Annotated in this window: 14 protein-coding genes; 1 reads left to right on the top strand and 13 read right to left on the bottom strand. The window is 46.1% G+C overall.

The genetic code is table 11. The features are described 5' to 3' along the window. Window positions 1–31 precede the first annotated feature (31 nt). The gene (locus LU196_RS05335; protein WP_232759620.1) at window positions 32–1,147 is read left to right on the top strand and encodes a succinylglutamate desuccinylase/aspartoacylase family protein; all 1,116 of its coding nucleotides are present in this window, start codon (window positions 32–34) and stop codon (window positions 1,145–1,147) included. Between the two features lie 33 nt (window positions 1,148–1,180). Here the strand turns inward: LU196_RS05335 and gndA are convergent, their stop codons facing one another. The 13 genes from gndA to galF all read right to left on the bottom strand — a co-directional run bounded on the left by gndA (window position 1,181) and on the right by galF (window position 18,474). Then, window positions 1,181–2,590, bottom strand: coding sequence for an NADP-dependent phosphogluconate dehydrogenase (gene gndA, locus LU196_RS05330; RefSeq protein WP_232759619.1), 1,410 nt, complete (start codon window positions 2,588–2,590; stop codon window positions 1,181–1,183). Window positions 2,591–2,779: 189 nt separating this feature from the next. Beyond that, window positions 2,780–3,589 (bottom strand): glycosyltransferase family 2 protein, encoded by an 810-nt coding sequence (locus tag LU196_RS05325; protein ID WP_232759618.1) that lies wholly within the window; start codon window positions 3,587–3,589, stop codon window positions 2,780–2,782. Between the two features lie 15 nt (window positions 3,590–3,604). Next, on the bottom strand, window positions 3,605–4,534 hold the full coding sequence (locus tag LU196_RS05320) for a glycosyltransferase family 2 protein (RefSeq protein WP_232759617.1): 930 nt from the start codon (window positions 4,532–4,534) through the stop codon (window positions 3,605–3,607). Window positions 4,535–4,542: 8 nt separating this feature from the next. Next, window positions 4,543–6,351, bottom strand: coding sequence for a hypothetical protein (locus tag LU196_RS05315; RefSeq protein ID WP_232759616.1), 1,809 nt, complete (start codon window positions 6,349–6,351; stop codon window positions 4,543–4,545). 14 nt (window positions 6,352–6,365) lie between these two features. Continuing rightward, window positions 6,366–10,376 (bottom strand): glycosyltransferase, encoded by a 4,011-nt coding sequence (locus LU196_RS05310; protein ID WP_232759615.1) that lies wholly within the window; start codon window positions 10,374–10,376, stop codon window positions 6,366–6,368. After that, window positions 10,366–11,745 carry an ABC transporter ATP-binding protein gene (locus tag LU196_RS05305; protein ID WP_232759614.1) on the bottom strand — a complete coding sequence of 460 codons (1,380 nt, stop codon included), beginning with the start codon at window positions 11,743–11,745 and terminating at the stop codon, window positions 10,366–10,368. Before LU196_RS05305 ends, LU196_RS05310 begins: the two co-directional genes overlap by 11 nt. Next, window positions 11,735–12,568 (bottom strand): ABC transporter permease, encoded by an 834-nt coding sequence (locus LU196_RS05300; RefSeq protein ID WP_232759613.1) that lies wholly within the window; start codon window positions 12,566–12,568, stop codon window positions 11,735–11,737. Before LU196_RS05300 ends, LU196_RS05305 begins: the two co-directional genes overlap by 11 nt. Before the next feature lie 85 nt (window positions 12,569–12,653). Further along, on the bottom strand, window positions 12,654–13,187 hold the full coding sequence (gene rfbC / locus LU196_RS05295) for a dTDP-4-dehydrorhamnose 3,5-epimerase (protein ID WP_232759612.1): 534 nt from the start codon (window positions 13,185–13,187) through the stop codon (window positions 12,654–12,656). Beyond that, on the bottom strand, window positions 13,187–14,068 hold the full coding sequence (gene rfbA, locus LU196_RS05290; protein WP_232759611.1) for a glucose-1-phosphate thymidylyltransferase RfbA: 882 nt from the start codon (window positions 14,066–14,068) through the stop codon (window positions 13,187–13,189). The genes rfbC and rfbA overlap by 1 nt, the downstream gene beginning before the upstream one ends. 41 nt (window positions 14,069–14,109) lie before the next feature. Further along, complete coding sequence (gene rfbD, locus LU196_RS05285; protein WP_232759610.1) at window positions 14,110–14,997, bottom strand: dTDP-4-dehydrorhamnose reductase; 888 nt, start codon at window positions 14,995–14,997, stop codon at window positions 14,110–14,112. Then, window positions 14,997–16,076, bottom strand: coding sequence for a dTDP-glucose 4,6-dehydratase (gene rfbB / locus LU196_RS05280; protein WP_232759609.1), 1,080 nt, complete (start codon window positions 16,074–16,076; stop codon window positions 14,997–14,999). Before rfbB ends, rfbD begins: the two co-directional genes overlap by 1 nt. A 446-nt stretch (window positions 16,077–16,522) precedes the next feature. Continuing rightward, the gene (gene galE, locus LU196_RS05275; protein ID WP_232759608.1) at window positions 16,523–17,536 is read right to left on the bottom strand and encodes a UDP-glucose 4-epimerase GalE; all 1,014 of its coding nucleotides are present in this window, start codon (window positions 17,534–17,536) and stop codon (window positions 16,523–16,525) included. A 41-nt stretch (window positions 17,537–17,577) separates the two neighbouring features. Next, window positions 17,578–18,474, bottom strand: a complete 897-nt coding sequence (gene galF, locus LU196_RS05270; protein WP_232759607.1) for a UTP--glucose-1-phosphate uridylyltransferase GalF — start codon at window positions 18,472–18,474, stop codon at window positions 17,578–17,580. Window positions 18,475–18,672: the final 198 nt, after the last annotated feature.

Here is an 18,672-nt window from a genome sequence, read left to right as displayed (position 1 = left end):
TGCGCCGCGAAAAAAGGATATCGATAGCCTTATGCAACAACAACATCACCCGTTATTCAGCGCCTCACTGGGCACCCAGCGAGAAATTGTTAGCTTTCACTTTGGCAGCGATGCAGAGAAACGCGTTTACATTCAGGCCACTCTACACGGTGATGAACTCCCGGGTATGGCAGTCGCCTGGTATCTCAAGCAGAAGCTGCAAGCGCTGGAGTCAGCGGGCAAACTCAAAGCTAAGTTTACGCTGGTGCCGGTTTCCAACCCGCTGGCCATGGGACAACACTGGCACGGGAGTCAGCTGGGTCGCTTCCATACCCCGACCGGGCAAGATTTCAATCGCGGTTTTCCCGCGCTGGGCGAGACGCTGGCGGCCGAGCTGGCCGGATCGCTGACCCAGAGTGAATATGAGAACCGGCGCCTGATCCGCGACGCCATTGATCGCCACTTTCGCGACACCGTCGCGAAAACCGAGCTTGAATCACAGCGCTTTACGCTGATGCGCATGGCCAGCCAGGCTGATTTAATGATCGACCTGCATTGCGATTGGGATGCGGTTCCGCACCTCTATACTACGCCGCACGCCTGGCCGGATATCGAACCCCTGGCGCGCTGGCTTGGCAGTGAAGCGCAGCTGCTGGCGCAGATCTCCGGCGGTGAGCCATTTGATGAAGCCTGCTGTGAGCCTTGGTTGACGCTGGCTGCCCGCTTTGGCAATGACTACCCCATGCCGCGCGGGTTGCTGCCGGTGACGCTTGAGCTGCGCGGCATTGCCGATGTGTCACCTGAGCAGGCCGAGAAAGATGCGCAGGCCATCATCAATGCCCTCACGGAAAGCGGCTATATCAGCGGCGAGGTGGGCGAAGCCCCTGCCCTGATTCATCCGCCGACGGCGCTGGCAGGATGCGAATATATTTATGCACCGCATTCCGGGCTGGTGCTGAACCGCCGCAAACTGGGAGAGTGGATTAAAGCCGGAGAGGTGGTGGCCGAGATCGTCGATCCCATCACCGATCAGGTGACGCCGCTGGTGACGCGCTTTGGCGGCGTCCTCTATGCGCGAAATCTGACCAAGTTTGCCACGTCGGGCATGCTGGCAGTAAGGCTGGCGGGTGAAAACGCGGGACGTGAAGGCGAGTTGTTAGTGGTGTAAAAAAAAGGCTTCCCGAAGGAAGCCTTTTTGCTGTTAGTCCAGCCACTCGGTGTGGAACACACCGTCTTTATCGATGCGCTTGTAGGTATGCGCACCGAAGTAGTCGCGCTGCGCCTGAATCAGGTTAGCCGGCAGCACTTCTGAACGGTAGCTGTCGTAGTAAGCAATGGCCGCCGAGAAGGTTGGCGTTGGGATACCGTTCTGAATCGCGTAGGAGACCACGTCACGCAGCGCCTGCTGATACTCGTCTGCGATGTTTTTGAAGTACGGGTCCAGCAGCAGGTTAGCGATGTTCGCGTCTTTAGCATACGCATCGGTGATTTTCTGCAGGAACTGCGCGCGAATAATGCAGCCCGCGCGGAAGATCTTCGCGATTTCACCGTAATGCAGATCCCAGTTATTCTCTTCTGACGCGGCACGCAGCTGTGAGAAGCCCTGCGCGTAAGAGACGATCTTACCGAGGTACAATGCACGACGCACTTTCTCAACGAACTCCGCCTTATCGCCGCTGAAGGCTTGTGCCTGTGGTCCGCTCAGCACTTTAGAAGCTGCAACACGCTGTGATTTCAGCGAGGAGAGGTAGCGCGCAAATACCGATTCGGTGATCAGGGAGAGCGGTTCGCCGAGGTCCAGCGAGCTCTGGCTGGTCCACTTACCCGTGCCTTTATTGGCAGCTTCGTCCAGAATGACATCGACCAGATAGTTACCGTCTTCGTCTTTCTTCGTGAAGATATCTTTGGTGATGTCGATCAGGTAGCTGCTCAGCTCGCCGTTGTTCCACTCAGTGAACGTCTCAGCCAGCTCTTCGTTGTTCAGGCCCAGCGCGCCTTTCAGCAGCGCGTAAGCTTCCGCGATCAGCTGCATATCACCGTATTCGATGCCGTTGTGCACCATTTTGACATAGTGGCCAGCACCGTTTGGACCAATGTAGGCCACACAGGCTTCACCGTCTTCCGCGCGAGCAGCAATTTTATCCAGAATCGGCGCAACCAGTTCGTACGCTTCTTTCTGACCGCCAGGCATGATAGAAGGCCCTTTCAGCGCGCCCTCTTCCCCACCGGACACGCCGGTGCCGATAAAGTTAAAGCCTTGATCAGACAACTCTTTATTACGACGAATAGTGTCTTTGTAGAAGGTGTTACCGCCGTCGATCAGGATATCGCCCTTATCGAGATGCGGCGTCAGTGAAGCAATCGTTTTGTCAGTGGCCTCGCCCGCCTGCACCATCAGCAGAATACGGCGCGGCTTTTCCAGTGATTCAACAAACTCTTCAACCGTATAAAAAGGCGCCAATTTCTTGCCGGGATTCTCTGCGATGACTTCGTCGGTCTTTTCGCGAGAACGGTTGAAGATAGAAACAGTGTAACCGCGGCTCTCAATGTTAAGAGCCAAATTGCGGCCCATCACTGCCATACCTACAACGCCGATTTGTTGCTTGGACATTTTTTACTCCTGTCTGGGTATAAAAGCTTTAATGGCTTTAGCCGTATAAAGGGCAATTCCGTAACATTACCAATGACTTCGCTATTGTACATCACCAATGATGCTAATCATCCCAATAAAATCCGAAATTATCAGTCAGGGTGATTGGTGAGCAAACGCAATTTATTTAAGATTTAAAAATTAATTATATTACTTCTTAGGAAGCGCGGATAAGCAGCATGAATTAAGCTTTTCTCGTTCTTTATCAACCAGCCATCCCCACTTATTAAAATATTGGATAGCTGACGTTATATGATAAAGAAGGAATTTAATATCACGGTACGAACGCCGCTGGGACTCATGCACGACCGTTGAAGAGGGGCAATATTCAACAGGTAAGTTAGCGCTACACACGCGACGACTTAAATCCACATCTTCCATATACAGAAAATAGCGCTCATCAAAACCGCCAATAGTGTCAAGCGCATCACTGCTAATGAGCATAAAGCAGCCCGAGAGCGACGGTGCGAAGAAGGGACGATTATAGTCTGCGTGATGCAGTTCGTAGTCCCGATTCATGTTTTGCGAAAGCGAAGCGCCGAAGCGGCGCATAAACAATTGCCAAGGGTTAGGCAGAAGTTTACAGCCATGTTGTAAGCTACCATCAGGATAAATGACTTTTGGTATGGCCAATCCGCTTTGACGCTCGCGACAATAGTTATACAGCTCATCGACTTGCCCGTTTAAAAACGAGATATCAGGGTTACAAATCAGAACGTATTCACAACGTTGTCCGTATCGATCAAAAACTGCATTATGACCGCTACCAAAACCACGATTTATGACTAACGGTATGATTTCAATTTTAGGATGAGTAAGTTCTTTCAACCAGTCACAATGGTTTCCATTGTCAACAATGCAAACTTTATCGATGCAGTTTTCATTTAGGAGCGAAGTAAGGGTTTTGTCTATATCGGAAAGTTGATGACGATATAGAACCAAAGAAGCAATAATTTTCACTGCATCACCAAATAATTACATACGATTGAATATTGTATGAGATAAAGTGGTTAACGTTCCTACCCATTGTTGATGATAGACACCAGACTTTTTAAGTAGACAAAGACGTTCTATTAACGAACGATCTCTAATTGATGAAAATTCGCAAAGCGTTTTTCGATTTTCATCAGTCATTAACGTTTCGATTTCTTTCATCATAGCGATATTCGTATCATTCCAAATCATTTTACGTCGCTGATGAGCATGAATGTAATTAGTAAGGCGTGTCATAAATGACATACCATTACCAATAAGGTTATTATCATGCTGCCGATATAAAACAGAGGGGGAAGGATCATAGTAAACCTTCCCACCTACGCCCGTGACAGCAAGATATAACGCCCAGTCATGAATCACCATTGACGCATCACTTATACGCCTTAATAAATCGCGAGCTTTATTATTGAAAACCATGCTATTTCCGCTGGCAATATTTTGAAGCAACGCATTCTGGAACGACGGAGGTTTAGAATATCTTGGAGAAAACCCAATAGGTTTTCCTGCAACATCAATCAATTGAGTTCGACTACAGTATAACGCAGGAACAGCATCGCCCACACTATCAAGCCATTCCACAGCGGCTTGTAATTTATGATTTGGCCAAACGTCATCTTGGTCTGAAAAAGCGTAATACTTTTCATGAATATTATTATTATTAATGAGTGACATAAAGTTCTTGCACACGCCACTCTTAGGCCCTTTCAAAATGTTAACCGGATTAGTATTATTTTCGGAAAACAAATGAAGTTTATTAGCAGTATCGTCATCTGAATGATCATCAGATACCCATAAAGACCAGTTTTTATGTGTCTGTGCAAGATAAGATGATAATTGCTGATCAATAAATTGGCCGCCATTATACGTGCACAGTAAAATGGCTACAGATGATTCTTCATGATTACGCATAGGCACAACTATGACTTTGAATAGTCGGTAAATTTAATGGTTTGGTTACGTGAGCTTGCCCATGAATCAAAGTTTTCAACTTCATGGAAGAGTGGCTGATTACGCCATTCCTCTTTCGCTACTAAGTCCACTAAGGATTGTGCGAGTTGCATCGGGGAAAATTTAATCCCAATGCGCTCTTTAAAAGCAAGGAAATCGTTGACGAAAACATCCATTCCTTCATTAAGGCTACTGATAATATTATCATGGTTAGCGGCCTTCGCACGCCCTTCGTCCTCTATTGGAAGGACGCTACTTTTATTAGGCAAATAGCCAATTACAGTCGCGTGCGGTGCAGAGAAGAAAAGTTCAGCCACAATGCGATTTTCATAAATCTTGTCTACGGTATGTTGCCCAGCAGATTGATTGCTTATTAATGCTTTCATATTTAACGTAGCATCGCGACGTTGTTTTTCTGGCGTATTTGCTAAACAGAAATAATACCCAATGATGTCAACATCCATAAATGTACTGACAGCATTTACAAATGCTTCTTGAGTGGTACCGCTCCAGCCCACATCAACCATCGCAAGTCTATCGCCGGGTTTTATACCCATGCCAGTCAAATACATAAAGAGGCCACGACGCGTTTGCTGACAAACTTTGAGTATTTCAGTGCGATAACCGACAATGAACTTTCTCACTAACTCGACATTACTGTGCGAAATTATTGTATCGCAAGGAATACCCAGCCCGTTCATAACCTCTTCGCTTGGCGGTTCTACGCCGATTCGCTCTAACAGTTCACCTGGTGACAAGCCATCAGAACCTGATAACAGGAAAGGAATATGGTTCGTGAAGTTTTCCTCAGTAATAACAGCTAAACTAAAAGCAATTCGCGATCCAAGAAAATAATGAAAATCAGGCAGTTCTTTTTTGAGATACTTACTGGCGAGCTTTTCAAGTGAAAAACCATCTCGTGAGACAAAAAGCAGTTTAGTGACTTTATCATGAATACATTGTTGCTGTATCCACTTTAGAAAACCCCATGTAGCGGGTGCCTGATATTTATAACCTAACTCACTGAACGTCCCCGCAGCAACGCGATTATCAGAACGCGAGCGATATAATCCATTCGCGATGGAGTGTATCAGCGAATGGTCTTTTGATTTATTCTGCAGATGTAATGGATTGTAATGCCATGTAGAAAGGCCTTTTTCAGAAGGACGGATAACATCTGCAGTTTGATTGTCACCAATATGCAGTATATTCTGAGGATCAACCTTGAAATCTGAGATAATTTTCAGAAAAATTTCACCAGAATCTCTTTTTGTAGCGTTTTGATCCGCAGAGATGTAGAGCGGCACTTGTTTAACATTAAATTTATCAAGTGCACGCTTAAAGAAATCTTCGCCAAAATACATATCAGAGGTAATCACAACGTGTTTACCCTGATTAATCATTTCATTGAAGAACGCAAGCATAGGTGGGTTAGGCTCGACTAAGTTTAGCTCAATATCAATTTCTGCTTGCTGTAAGACGGCTCTTAGCTCACCTGCTTCAACGAAATTGTCATATATGTTATCTAATGTAATTTCTTTACGCCCGTTCTTAATCATTTCCTTAAAAGCTTCAGTTTGAGCTTTACGGCGTAATTGTCTGAAATTAGGGAAATCGAATTTGTACCCAATCAGATCAAAAGCATCTTCAGGATTTTCTAAAGGGCGAGTATATAAGGTATCAAAGAAATCAAAAGAGATAACCTGAGCGTTTTCAGCCAAAAACTCAAGTTTATAAACTTCTTGTTCGTTACCAAGCGTTTCGATCAAAGCGTTCATGCTAGAATTGTCCATTATTTCATGATCTCGAAGTTATATCCATTAGGCGCCAGGTTGCGATTGAAATATGGGTCAAATTGATAGTAGTAAGAATGTTTAATATTCAATCTATTTAATTCGCCTTTGAGACGTAGCGCTTTAGTTTCATCGATATGGTCTACACCACGTGAAATGGATTCATGATGAATTAGCGTAACGGCTTGACACATGATGTTGTGATACCCTGCTTTGCTAAGCGACATGCAAATATCAACGTCATTATAGGCGACCGGGAATGACTCATCAAAGCCGGAAACGGCTTCGAATTTTTTACGTTCAATCATCATGCAGGCACCCGTTACGATAAGCCAATTGTACTCGACCTGATTACGTAAGAAATAGCCTGGATAATCTTTATGTTGACGCAGAAATGCATGGCTAGGACCATTACGTAAATTCAGCACGCCAGAATGCTGAATCGTTTTTCTATCGCCATAAAGCAGTTTAGCGCCCACTGCACCTACATGCGGTAGCTGAGCAAAACCGACCATACGTTCGAGCCAATCATCATGCACGACTTCCGTATCATCATTCAGGAAGAGGAGAACTTCACCGGCTGCATTTTTTACACCGTAATTATTTAACTCTGAGAAGTTGAAAGGTATATCATGTCTAATAACGGTGATTTTATCATGTGCATTGAGACTCTGCAGAAGTGCAACAGTTTTTTCATTAACTGAACCATTATCAACGATGATAATTTCATACTTCTGATACAGCGTGTGATTCAATATTGAGTTCACACAGCTATTCAATACATCGTGATTATCTCTGGTAGGAATGATAATCGAGACCAGAGGATCATTTACAGGCTTATAATTTACACGGAAATAACCGTGGTAGTTAGGCAACTCTTCAACAATTCCGGTGCATCCACGACGTTCTAAGGCTTGCTCACGTACTGCTTTGGACGCTGCAAGAACGTAAGGCTTAGCCGTAATATCTGATGCAATTGAAGCTGGTATAATGCGCCAGTGATACAGTACTTTTGATATATGGCTAATTTTATCTGTTTTCTCAGAAACGCGCAGGACAAAATCCCAATCCTGGCATCCGTCAAATTCAGATCGGAGTCCACCTATCTCACGAGCGAGTTGAGTCTTGACACAAGATACGTGACAAGTATACATCGTACTCATCATGGTGTCAGGGGACCAATCGGGTTTGAAATGAGGTTGGGTGAAATTGCCTTCTGGTGTGAGCTTATCCTCATCGCTATAAATAAAGTCAGGCGATTCAAGGTTAATACATTTCACAATTTCGAAAAGGCAGTCCGGGGTTAACTCATCATCGTGATCCAAGAAAACAATGTATTCTCCAGTAGCATTATCAATCGCAACATTTGTTGCTCCGGCAATGCCTTTATTTTCCTGGAGATGCACAACTCTTATTCGTTTATCATTCTGCGCTGCACGATGAAGCAGTGGTTTAATTTCTGGTTGGGGGCTGGCATCGTTAACCAGTAACAACTCCCAATTCGTATACCACTGTTTATTCACCGATGAGAGCATAAATTCAAAAAGCTCAGCTGGAGTGTTATATATCGGCACGACTATTGAAATTTTCGGCTTTACAGCTAGCTTTGAAACTGTCTCGTCGAAGTAAAAAGGTTTATTAGGAGGAATATATACATATTCGTCAGGTACTGCGGAGAAAACATAACCCTTTTGGGCATCATAATTTATAAATGCATTCTCACATGTATTTCCTGAAACTGGAGCATGTGTCGACATCGCATTAAAATGAGGGTGATTTCTAAATCCTTTTGGATAAATCCTCATCGCAATGGCAAGCGCTTTAAGCTGATATTTAGCAGGCATGCGTTGATAGGTTTTTTTTGCGATGTGACGCAATGCTTTTTTAGCTGTGTTCACTGAGCCATTATTATCCGCATGTCGTTTCACTTTTCTTAGAACCGAGACGGATTTTATTTTAACAATTTGTAGTGATTTAAAACCTAGCGTAAAAAATCTTCTCAGCGCTACTCTAATTCGCTCAGGAAGGTGGCGACTGATAATGCGCACTGGGGATGTAATTCTCCAGCTTACAGAACTTAAAATATCCTGAATATCAGAATGATAGTTGTTTAACTTATTCTGTAATTGAATATTTTCACCAAGAATTAATTTATTAACTCTCTCAAGCTCCTTTAACCTCTCATTGAGATGATGAATCTGATTCATCAAATCACTATTTTCAGACTGTCCATTGTCTAAATTTTTCATTTTAATCTTTAATGCTTCCAAATTATTGTTGAGCGCTTCTTTTTCCGCTTCATATTCTGCTTGTGCGGTTTCAAATACATTGACATTAATAAGCTTTTTGGCACGAATAACCAACGGCAATGATTTTAGATCATTATATAGTTTTACCTCATCTGATAATTGCACTTTAGCAAGGAACTTGGCTTCTTTCTTCAAATATAAATCAAGATGAGCTCTATCAACTTGTAAATGCATTTCATTCAAAATAATAAAAGTCAGATCTGCAATATTCGAAGTTGGACAATTTACGCTATGGCTTACTGAAGTCATTCTTAACAGTGAATGATAAATACCACGGAATACAACATAGCCAAGAGTAGGCTTATCCGTCTCCCATTCCAGATCAAAAATTTTGGACTCACCTTTCGGCGCAGTCACAATATTAAATGGAAGCGCATCCTGATACGAATCGGGGAAAATGGTATCTTTAGTATACTCATTTACTTCCCCAGCTTTCACGAGTAATTTAGAAAGCCACTTGTTTGCCCATTCGGAGATATAAGAGATCTGCCAATCAGGTTTATTTAGGGCATGTAGTAATTCGAACCACAGAGAATCCCCTCTAAAAAACTCACTAAAGTGGGCCATCTGTCCTTCATTTTCACCCTTTTCAAGCGTTTTATTCGTAACTTTAACTTTTAAATCGTCGTCATTGAAATGATGAAACTCAGTGACCTTACGCAAACCTGATAATCTATCATCTGAATAGTGAATAGCTGCAATATTTTCTGAACCATAGTCAAACGGCGTTTTTGCTGCAACCATCAAAAATGAATTCGCTAAATCAGCGGCAAGATTGTTATTCCAAACGTTGCGCATACCCTGTTCGGCAGAGAAAATATGTTCAAATCCAAGCTGTGGATCTTTATGGATACTTTCAACGGCAAGTTGACAGAGATCAGACGCATGTTCACGCCATCCTAAAGGCGTAACTACCGATGTCGGAAGCTTATAGTCAGGGAGCGGTAAATACTCTTCAAGATGGTTAAATCCTTGAGAATTCAGTAGCGTCTTTAGTTCATTACGCCCAAAAGTCACCACACTCGTGTCGGTATAAGAATTATTTATTCCGAACATTGGCTGGTTTACATGATCTTCATGTGCGCCAGCAAAGTATTTGATACCAAGTTTGTTCTCTATCGCTACAAATAACTTCCCATCTTCATCCAGGCGTTCATGGCACTCAGCAAGCAGCGTCTCTTCGCCTTTAGGGCCGACAAAAACGCGAGCGTACTCAAGCACGCCGATTAATAGCACAAAGTCGAACTTGCCTAAATCAGGAAGCTTATCTGCTGGATTACAGATAATCTCTACGTTTTTAAGATCGCGACACCGGGTGCGTGCAATTTGTGCCCGACGGAAACTGCCTTCAACTGAGACAACGTGGGCCCCTGCTTCTCCCAGGAAACGCGTTATTGCACCGCAACCACATCCAATCTCCAAGATTCTTTTATTTTCAAAGATATTTTCAAAAGGACGTAACAGATTTGAGCGTCGCGGACTGAGATGATAAGTCGAAGGCCAGTCGATCATTTTTGTCGTTAACTCATCGGAATCAACGCTTAAATCAGAAGCTTCTTTTAGAACATTAAGAATATAATTTTCGGCATCATCACCATCGTTATAGGCGAACTCTTCAATTTTTTCTGGGTGCCAAATCCCTATTTCATTATTAAGATGGAAGCCCGATTCTTCTAAAATATTTTTAATGTTAGTATTCAACTTTTATTCTCGCATTTAGATCAGCCAGCCCTGTGAATTTTGCAACAGGTCCTGTTGTAATATGAATTGAGTCATAACGACGATCGTGAGGGATAATTTCACCAAGGGTATTACTGCTAGCAACACCCACTGATATAAAGTAGTCGCCTTCGAATAATATATTATCAACTTTGAATGATATAATTAACTCGGAACCTTCTTTCCCTTCGTCGGTGATCTCAACTGATTGCCATTCTGAGTTTGTATTGTAAATTGTCACGCCATCTTTTGTTTTAATTGCAAAACCAAAAATTGGACGGAATACTTTACTAATAAACTTAATTCTAAACGCTATATTAAATTCTTGATTGGGTTCAAGCGTTGAGGGATACGCTCTCTCGCCCTGTTCAATGTAAAAATCTTTGATTAATGCGGCTTCATCGCCCCAACGATATTCATTTGGACTGTAGTTTGGTCTTTCCTCGAATTTTCCGCCGAGTAATTTACTGTATCTGCTCGTCTCAGCTTTACTTTGGATTTCTCGATCTAGACGTTCTAACTCGCCTTTAGACGCTTCTTCTATTTGTGTGTCAACGATTTTTCTTTCAGCATTGTTTCCACTTTTCTTACCAAATAGAATGTCTAGATATTGATTTACAATATCTTTTGGCTTTCCAATCGCCTGTGCGACTCCGCTATTAAGTAAAATAGCGCTATCACAATGCGTAACGATTTGTTCCGTCGCATGAGATACAAATAAAATTGAAGCGCCATTCTCTTTCAATTTTTTAAGTCGAGCAAAACATTTGGCTTGGAATTTTGCATCACCGACAGCAAGTGCTTCATCAACAATGAGGATTTCTGGATCGATTTGGGCCTGCACGGCGAATGCCAAGCGAACCAGCATTCCGCTTGAATAAGCCCTTACTGGGGAGTCAATGAAGTGGCCAATATCTGCAAATGAGAGAATATCATCAAGTTTGTTGTCAGTTTCTTCTTTTGTCAGCCCTAGCAAAGATGCATTAAGGTAAACGTTTTCTCTGCCCGTAAAATCATTGTTAAAACCCGCGCCCAGTTCGAGCAGTGCCGCGACTCTTCCACTGACATTGATCTCACCACTGCTTGGGCTTAATGTGCCCGCAATAATTTGGAGTAATGTAGATTTACCTGAACCGTTTCGTCCCACTATCCCCATGGTTTGACCACGAGGCAGCTCGAAGGAAATATCGCGTAATGCCCAGAAATCATTATGGTAGATACGCGCTTCTCGGCCCAAGGCATTATCGATACGCGGGAAAAGAAATTGTTTAAGTCTTTGCGTCGGATTTTCGTATACTTTAAAACACTTACTGACGCCACTAACTTCTATTGCATTATCTTTAAAGGACATCGGCAAAGCCCTTTCTTGTTTTCTGGAACCAAAAGAAACATAGCCACATTAAACACAGGGCAGCAATTGAGTAGAGTGCTAAACCTATAAAATCAGGCAGTTTTCCCCAGATAATAACATTTCTTGACTGCTCAATAATGAATGTTAGCGGATTTAGCATAATCACATGCTGAAATTTTTCAGGCAGCGCACTGACTGGATAAAATATTGGCGAAAGAAACATTAAGATCATAGTGAGAATCGCTATGGTTTGTCCTACATCCCGGATGAACACGCCAAGTGAAGAAAGAAACCATGACAGTCCGACAGAAACTATTATTAAAGGGAAGAACACCAGCGGGATAAAAATTACTGTCCAATGAATAAAGCCATTAAAAATAAAAAACGCGCTCAATAAAACAATCAAACTGATTACAGAGTGAAATAAAACTGAAGCAATGCTTGTTACCGATAGTATTTCGAGCGGAAATATGACTTTCTTAACATAGTTCACATTCCCTAAGATTAGCGTTGGTGCGCGCATTAGCGTTTCAGCAAACAACGTATGAACTATTAACCCTACAAATAAAATTATGGCGAAATCCGACTTCGACTCGCTTACTGCACCGGTTCCCCAGCGTGCTTTAAATACTACCGAAAAAACAAATGTGTAAACCGTTAACATTAGAATAGGATTAATAAAAGACCACAGTACTCCCATAAATGAGCCACGATATCGCCCTGTAATCTCGCGCTTTGTCATCTGATAAATTAAATGTCGGTTTGCAATGATACTTCTTAACAAAACGATAATCGATGTAGATTTTACTGAGTGCGGGTTCATAATGAATCCATTAATGTAACGGCTACTTGCGCCCTAAATCTATGCTTATGAATAGCGAATATATTTAAGGCGGTTAAAGTCAAGACTAAACGAGCTGAGAAAGTTTCTTACCCTGCTGATCTTTAACGGATAACAGGGGTGATTCAACAGGCCATTTAATGCCAACCTCAGGATCGTTCCACAATAAACAACCTTCACTGCTTGGATCGTAGTAATTGGTACATTTATATTCAAAATCCGCAAAGTCTGATAGCACTACGAAGCCGTGCGCCAATCCAGGCGGGATCCAGAATTGGGTTTTGTTTTCTTCTGATAAGATCACGCCAACCCACTGTTTAAAGGTTGGCGATTCAGGACGAATATCTACCGCAACATCGAAGACTTCCCCTCTTACTACGCGAACAAGCTTACCTTGCGGATTATCACGCTGGAAATGCAGACCACGCAGTACGCCTTTGGCAGAGCGCGAGTGATTGTCCTGTACGAAATCACCCTCGATATTCAGCACTTCCAGGTAACGTTCTTTCTGAAACGTCTCGAGGAAAAAGCCCCTTTCGTCGCCAAACACTTTCGGCTCAATGATTTTGACGTCTGGAATCTCGGTTTCAATAATCTTCATCAAATTTTTCCGTTATAAAGCGCCATCAGATATTTACCGTAATCATTTTTCAACAACGGCTGCGCCAGCTCTTTGAGCTTTTCCGCGTCAATAAAGCCCATACGATAGGCAATCTCTTCCGGGCAGGCCACTTTCAGGCCCTGACGGGTTTCAATCGTCTGGATAAAGTTATTTGCCTCGTTGAGGCTCTGATGCGTGCCGGTATCGAGCCAGGCGTGGCCGCGGCCCATGATTGAAACGGACAGCTCACCCTTCTCCAGATAGAGGTTATTAATGTCGGTGATTTCCAGCTCGCCGCGCGGAGAGGGTTTGAGATTTTTTGCCATTTCTACCACGCTGTTGTCGTAGAAATAGAGGCCGGTGACCGCATAATTACTTTTCGGCTCGGTTGGCTTTTCAACCAGTGAAATGGCTTTGCCGCTGCTGTCGAACTCCACAACGCCGTAACGCTCTGGATCGTGAACATGATAGGCGAATACGGTTGCCCCGCTCGGTTTATCCGAGGCTTCTTCCAGCTGTTTATGCAGATCGTGACCGTAAAAAATGTTGTCGCCTAAGATCAATGCGCAGTTATCGTTGCCCACAAACTCTTCACCGAGGATAAATGCCTGCGCCAGCCCGTCCGGACTCTCCTGCACTTTATATTGAATCGACAAGCCCCACTGCGAACCGTCACCCAGCAGACTTTCAAAACGTGGCGTATCCTGCGGCGTACTGATAATCAGGATCTCACGAATACCGGCCAGCATCAGGGTGCTCAGCGGATAGTAGATCATTGGCTTGTCATAAATAGGCAGAAGCTGCTTACTCACCGCCATGGTCACCGGGTAGAGGCGCGTGCCTGAGCCACCTGCAAGAATGATTCCTTTTTTACTTTTCATCGCTATTTCCTTTATCTATTCAGTTTCCAAGCGAGCACCGCTCAGCTGTAGAGTTCATCCAGCATACGAACCACGCCTTGCTGCCACTCTGGTAGCGTCAGGTCAAATGCAGTCGTAAATTTTTCTGTGTTAAGTCGCGAGTTGTGCGGGCGCTTAGCCGGCGTGGGAAACGCGGCGGTTTCCACCGTGTTGATCGCCGATACCTTTAGCGGAATCCCTTTTTGCCGCACGTAATCGATCACCAACGACGCGTAGGCATGCCATGTCGTTTCCCCTGAGGCAATCAGGTGGTAAATACCCGCTTTTTCAGGCTGGCTCAATGTCGCTTTAATCGCGTGAACGGTACTGTCGGCAATGAGCTCGGCGCCGGTGGGCGCTCCAAATTGGTCGTTGATCACAGAGAGCGTTTCGCGCTCCTGTGCCAAACGAATCATGGTTTTCGCAAAATTATTGCCTTTGGCCGCATAAACCCAACTGGTACGCAAAATCAAGAAGTTAGCGGTATTGGCAACAATGGCCTCTTCACCTTGCAGTTTGGTTTTGCCGTAGGCGTTCAGCGGTGCCGTGGCGTCGTCTTCTTTCCAGGGGCGGTCGCCGCTGCCATCGAACACGTAATCCGTAGAGTAATGCACTAACAGCGCATTGACGCTGTGTGCCGCGCGCGCCAGCGCGTCCACGCTCGTTACGTTGATTAACGCGGCATTCTCACTGTCGCTTTCGGCTTTATCCACCGCCGTATACGCCGCGGCATTCACAATCACGTCAGGCTGGGTATCGCGCACGGTTTTCGCGATCCCCTCCGGATTGCTGAGATCGCCACAATGCGTTTTTGAATGGCGATCCAGCGCGATCACTTCGCCTAACGGCGCCAGTGCACGCTGCAGTTCCCAGCCGACCTGCCCGTTTTTACCCAACAGCAGAATTTTCATTAGCTACGCTTCTCGTAGTTTTGTTCGATCCAGTTCTGATAGGCACCGCTTTTCACGTGCTCGACCCACTCCTGATTATCCAAATACCACTGCACGGTTTTACGCAGGCCGGTTTCAAAGCTTTCCTGTGGTTTCCACCCCAGTTCGCGCTCAATTTTTGAGGCGTCAATGGCATAGCGGCGATCGTGGCCAGGACGATCGGCCACGTAGGTAATTTGCTGCGCATAAGGGGTGTCTTTTGGACGCAGTTCATCCAGCAGCTCACACACTTTGTGCACCACTTCCAGGTTTTGCTTCTCGTTATGTCCACCGATGTTATAGGTGGTGCCGGTTTTTGCTTGGGTGGCCACAAGATAAAGCGCACGTGCGTGATCTTCGACGTAAAGCCAGTCGCGAATCTGGTCGCCTTTACCATAAATCGGCAGCGGCTTGCCTTCGAGGGCGTTGCTAATGATCAGCGGAATCAGTTTTTCCGGGAAGTGGAAAGGACCGTAGTTGTTTGAGCAATTTGTCACGACAACAGGCAGGCCATAAGTCCGGCCCCAAGCCCGCACCAGATGATCGCTGGCGGCTTTGGTAGACGAGTAAGGGCTGCTTGGTGCATAAGGCGTGGATTCGGTGAACAACGGCAGCTCACCGGTCATCTCGTCAGGGTGCGGCAAATCGCCGTAAACCTCATCGGTAGAAATGTGGTGGAAGCGGAACGCACTTTTGCGCGCTTCGGGCAGATTCATCCAATACTGGCGGCTGGCTTCCAGCAGCGCGTATGTGCCAACCACGTTGGTTTGCACGAACTCGGCGGGCCCGGTGATGGAGCGGTCGACATGGCTCTCCGCCGCAAGGTGCATAATCACATCCGGCTGATGTTCATCGAGCGCTTTCGCAACCGCGATACCGTCACAGATATCAGCATGGCAGAACGTGTAACGCGGATTATCGCTAACCATTTTCAGCGATTCCAGGTTGCCCGCATAAGTCAGTTTATCCAGGTTGATCACTTCATCTTGGGTGTTCTGGATCACATGACGAACCACAGCCGAACCGATAAAACCTGCACCACCAGTAATTAAAATCTTCATGACGTTGGGCTATTCCTGACATTGCGGTCGAGCCATCCCGACCCGCTTAAGTAAATATCGACTGACAATAGACAATGCTACCGCCCTTGGGTTGCAGCTCCCAGCGTGCTGATAGGTAAAAAACGGTCCCTAAGCATAGTGCGTTTTCCCAGAGCGCTGCACTATATGTATGAAACTCTGTAATTCTGTAAAATCAATTAAAAAGGATGGATTATTTCAGATCAGGAATTTTACCACTGCGGTTTAATGAACACGAACAAAATGGCCTATACCTTTAAGTGATGGTTCAATTATTAACCAATTGTGCGTAAGTGCACGGGGATATCGTTCACCTTGCGCCTGATGGCTGCAATCAGAAAGTGACGAAAAGAACACGGGCGGGAGAAGACAATAAAAAAGGCGGGCCTGCTGCCCGCCTCACTGTGCCGCTTAATTAAGCGCTGAGGTTAATTGAAGCCATTGGGGTTCTTCGACTGCCAGTTCCAGGTATCGCGCATCATGGCATCGATGCCGCGCGTAACGCGCCAGTCCAGCGCCTGATTGGCGAGGGTCGCATCCGCCCAGAAGGCTGGCAGGTCGCCATCACGGCGTGGTTTGATCTCGAAGGGAATGGTCTTGCCGGACGCTTTTTCGAATGCTTTAATCATTTCCAGCACCGAGAAGCCTTTACCGCCCCCCAAATTAAAGGCGGTGTAGCCCTCAACCTTGTCCAGATGATCCAGCGCTTTGAGATGCCCTTCTGCCAGGTCAACCACATGGATGTAATCACGCAGGCAGGTACCGTCCGGCGTATCATAATCGCCGCCAAACACACCCAGCTTTTCAAGACGGCCAATGGCCACCTGCGCGATGTACGGCAGCAGGTTGTTCGGGATGCCTGAGGGATCTTCTCCAATCTCACCCGATTCGTGCGCGCCAACCGGGTTGAAATAGCGCAGCGCAATCGCCTTGAATTTCGGCTCGGCTTTGGCGAAATCGCGCATGACAAATTCGATCATCAGCTTAGAGGTGCCATAAGGGCTAGTGGTGCCACCAATCGGTGTGGTTTCCACATACGGCACGGGCGCATCGGCGCCGTAAACGGTAGCCGAGGAGCTGAAAATGAAGTTCCAGACGCCCGCCGCGCGCATCTCTTCCAACAGAACGACCGTACCCGCAACGTTGTTTTCATAGTATTCCAGCGGCATGCGGGTTGACTCTCCCACCGCTTTCAGCGCGGCAAAGTGAATCACGGCACTGATGTCATTCGCAGCAAACAGGTCGCGCAGGCAGGCGCGATCGCGGATATCCCCTTCGATAAACACCGCTTTTTTTCCTGCCAGCTTCTCAACACGACGGATAGCTTCGCGCGACGCATTACAAAGGTTATCGAGGACAACAACGTCGTCGCCGCGCTCAAGCAGCGCCAGCACCGTATGAGAACCGATGTACCCGGCTCCGCCCGTTACCAAAATAGCCATGTATACTCCTTTAAACCGCGCCGCGGGCGCGGCACGAAATATTATTTCGCCAGAATTTTTTGAATGGATTCGCGGAACTCACGGCCCTGCGCATTGCTGCGTAAGCCATAAGACACGAATGCCTGCATGTAACCCATTTTACGGCCACAGTCAAAGCTGGTTCCGGTGATCAGCTGCGCGTCCACCGGCTTTTTCTTGCTCAGCGAGGCGATGGCGTCGGTCAGCTGAATACGCCCCCAGGCACCCGGCTCGGTTTTTTCCAGCTCATCCCAGATATCCGCAGACAGCACGTAGCGTCCGACCGCGGTCAGGTCTGAGTTCAGCGCGTGATTTTGATCCGGCTTTTCCACGAAATCGGTGATGGTGCTCATGTCGCCCGGATTTTCCAACGGCTGCTCGGTGGTCAGCACACCATATTCAGAGAGATCGGCGCCCGGCATGTGCTTAGCCAACACTTGGCTGCGTCCGGTTTCTTCAAAGCGCGCCACCATAGCGGCCAGGTTATAGCGCAGGTGATCGGCGGTGGAGTCATCCAGCAGCACGTCTGGCAGCACAACCACGAACGGGTTGTCACCGATCATCGGGCGTGCGCACAGTACCGAGTGGCCCAGCCCCAGCGGGTTGGCCTGACGCACGTTCATGATGGTCACGCCCGGGGGACAAATAGACTGCACTTCGCTCAACAGCTGGCGTTTGACGCGCGCTTCAAGCAGCGCTTCCAGCTCGTAAGTGGTGTCAAAGTGGTTTTCCACTGCATTTTTGGAAGCATGGGTGACCAGCACAATCTCCTTGATGCCTGCCGCCACGCACTCGTCAACGATGTATTGAATCATCGGCTTATCAACGATAGGCAGCATCTCTTTCGGTATTGCTTTTGTCGCTGGGAGCATATGCATACCGAGACCCGCAACCGGGATTACTGCTTTAAGCTTGGTCATATTTAGTCCATTTCATGAAGTGAATACGTGGGTCGATTATGCCGGATCGGCCGAAGTTGCAAGTATAATCTTTATCTGAAAAACCGACACTAACTCTCTGTCACAGCGTAAAAAATTCAGAAATTCTCGCACTATAAAGCCACGGCGCTAAGTGAAATTTCTCCGCTAAATCGCTGAAAAATGGACGCCGATGCGCCG

Origin of the sequence: Pantoea sp. Mb-10 (genome assembly GCF_021272205.1) — a bacterium.
Lineage (GTDB): Bacteria > Pseudomonadota > Gammaproteobacteria > Enterobacterales > Enterobacteriaceae > Pantoea.
This window is presented reverse-complemented; position numbering and strand designations above follow the sequence as displayed.

Excerpts from the sequence above, each read along its gene's own strand:
- rfbA (WP_232759611.1), bottom strand. The coding sequence starts at position 14,068 with ATGAAAAGTAAAAAAGGAATCATTCTTGCAGGTGGCTCAGGCACGCGC.
- rfbC (WP_232759612.1), bottom strand. The coding sequence starts at position 13,187 with ATGAAGATTATTGAAACCGAGATTCCAGACGTCAAAATCATTGAGCCG.
- rfbB (WP_232759609.1), bottom strand. The coding sequence starts at position 16,076 with ATGAAGATTTTAATTACTGGTGGTGCAGGTTTTATCGGTTCGGCTGTG.
- gndA (WP_232759619.1), bottom strand. The coding sequence starts at position 2,590 with ATGTCCAAGCAACAAATCGGCGTTGTAGGTATGGCAGTGATGGGCCGC.
- LU196_RS05320 (WP_232759617.1), bottom strand. The coding sequence starts at position 4,534 with ATGCGTAATCATGAAGAATCATCTGTAGCCATTTTACTGTGCACGTAT.
- LU196_RS05300 (WP_232759613.1), bottom strand. The coding sequence starts at position 12,568 with ATGAACCCGCACTCAGTAAAATCTACATCGATTATCGTTTTGTTAAGA.
- rfbD (WP_232759610.1), bottom strand. The coding sequence starts at position 14,997 with ATGAAAATTCTGCTGTTGGGTAAAAACGGGCAGGTCGGCTGGGAACTG.
- LU196_RS05315 (WP_232759616.1), bottom strand. The coding sequence starts at position 6,351 with ATGAACGCTTTGATCGAAACGCTTGGTAACGAACAAGAAGTTTATAAA.
- galF (WP_232759607.1), bottom strand. The coding sequence starts at position 18,474 with ATGACCAAGCTTAAAGCAGTAATCCCGGTTGCGGGTCTCGGTATGCAT.
- galE (WP_232759608.1), bottom strand. The coding sequence starts at position 17,536 with ATGGCTATTTTGGTAACGGGCGGAGCCGGGTACATCGGTTCTCATACG.
- LU196_RS05335 (WP_232759620.1), top strand. The coding sequence starts at position 32 with ATGCAACAACAACATCACCCGTTATTCAGCGCCTCACTGGGCACCCAG.
- LU196_RS05305 (WP_232759614.1), bottom strand. The coding sequence starts at position 11,745 with ATGTCCTTTAAAGATAATGCAATAGAAGTTAGTGGCGTCAGTAAGTGT.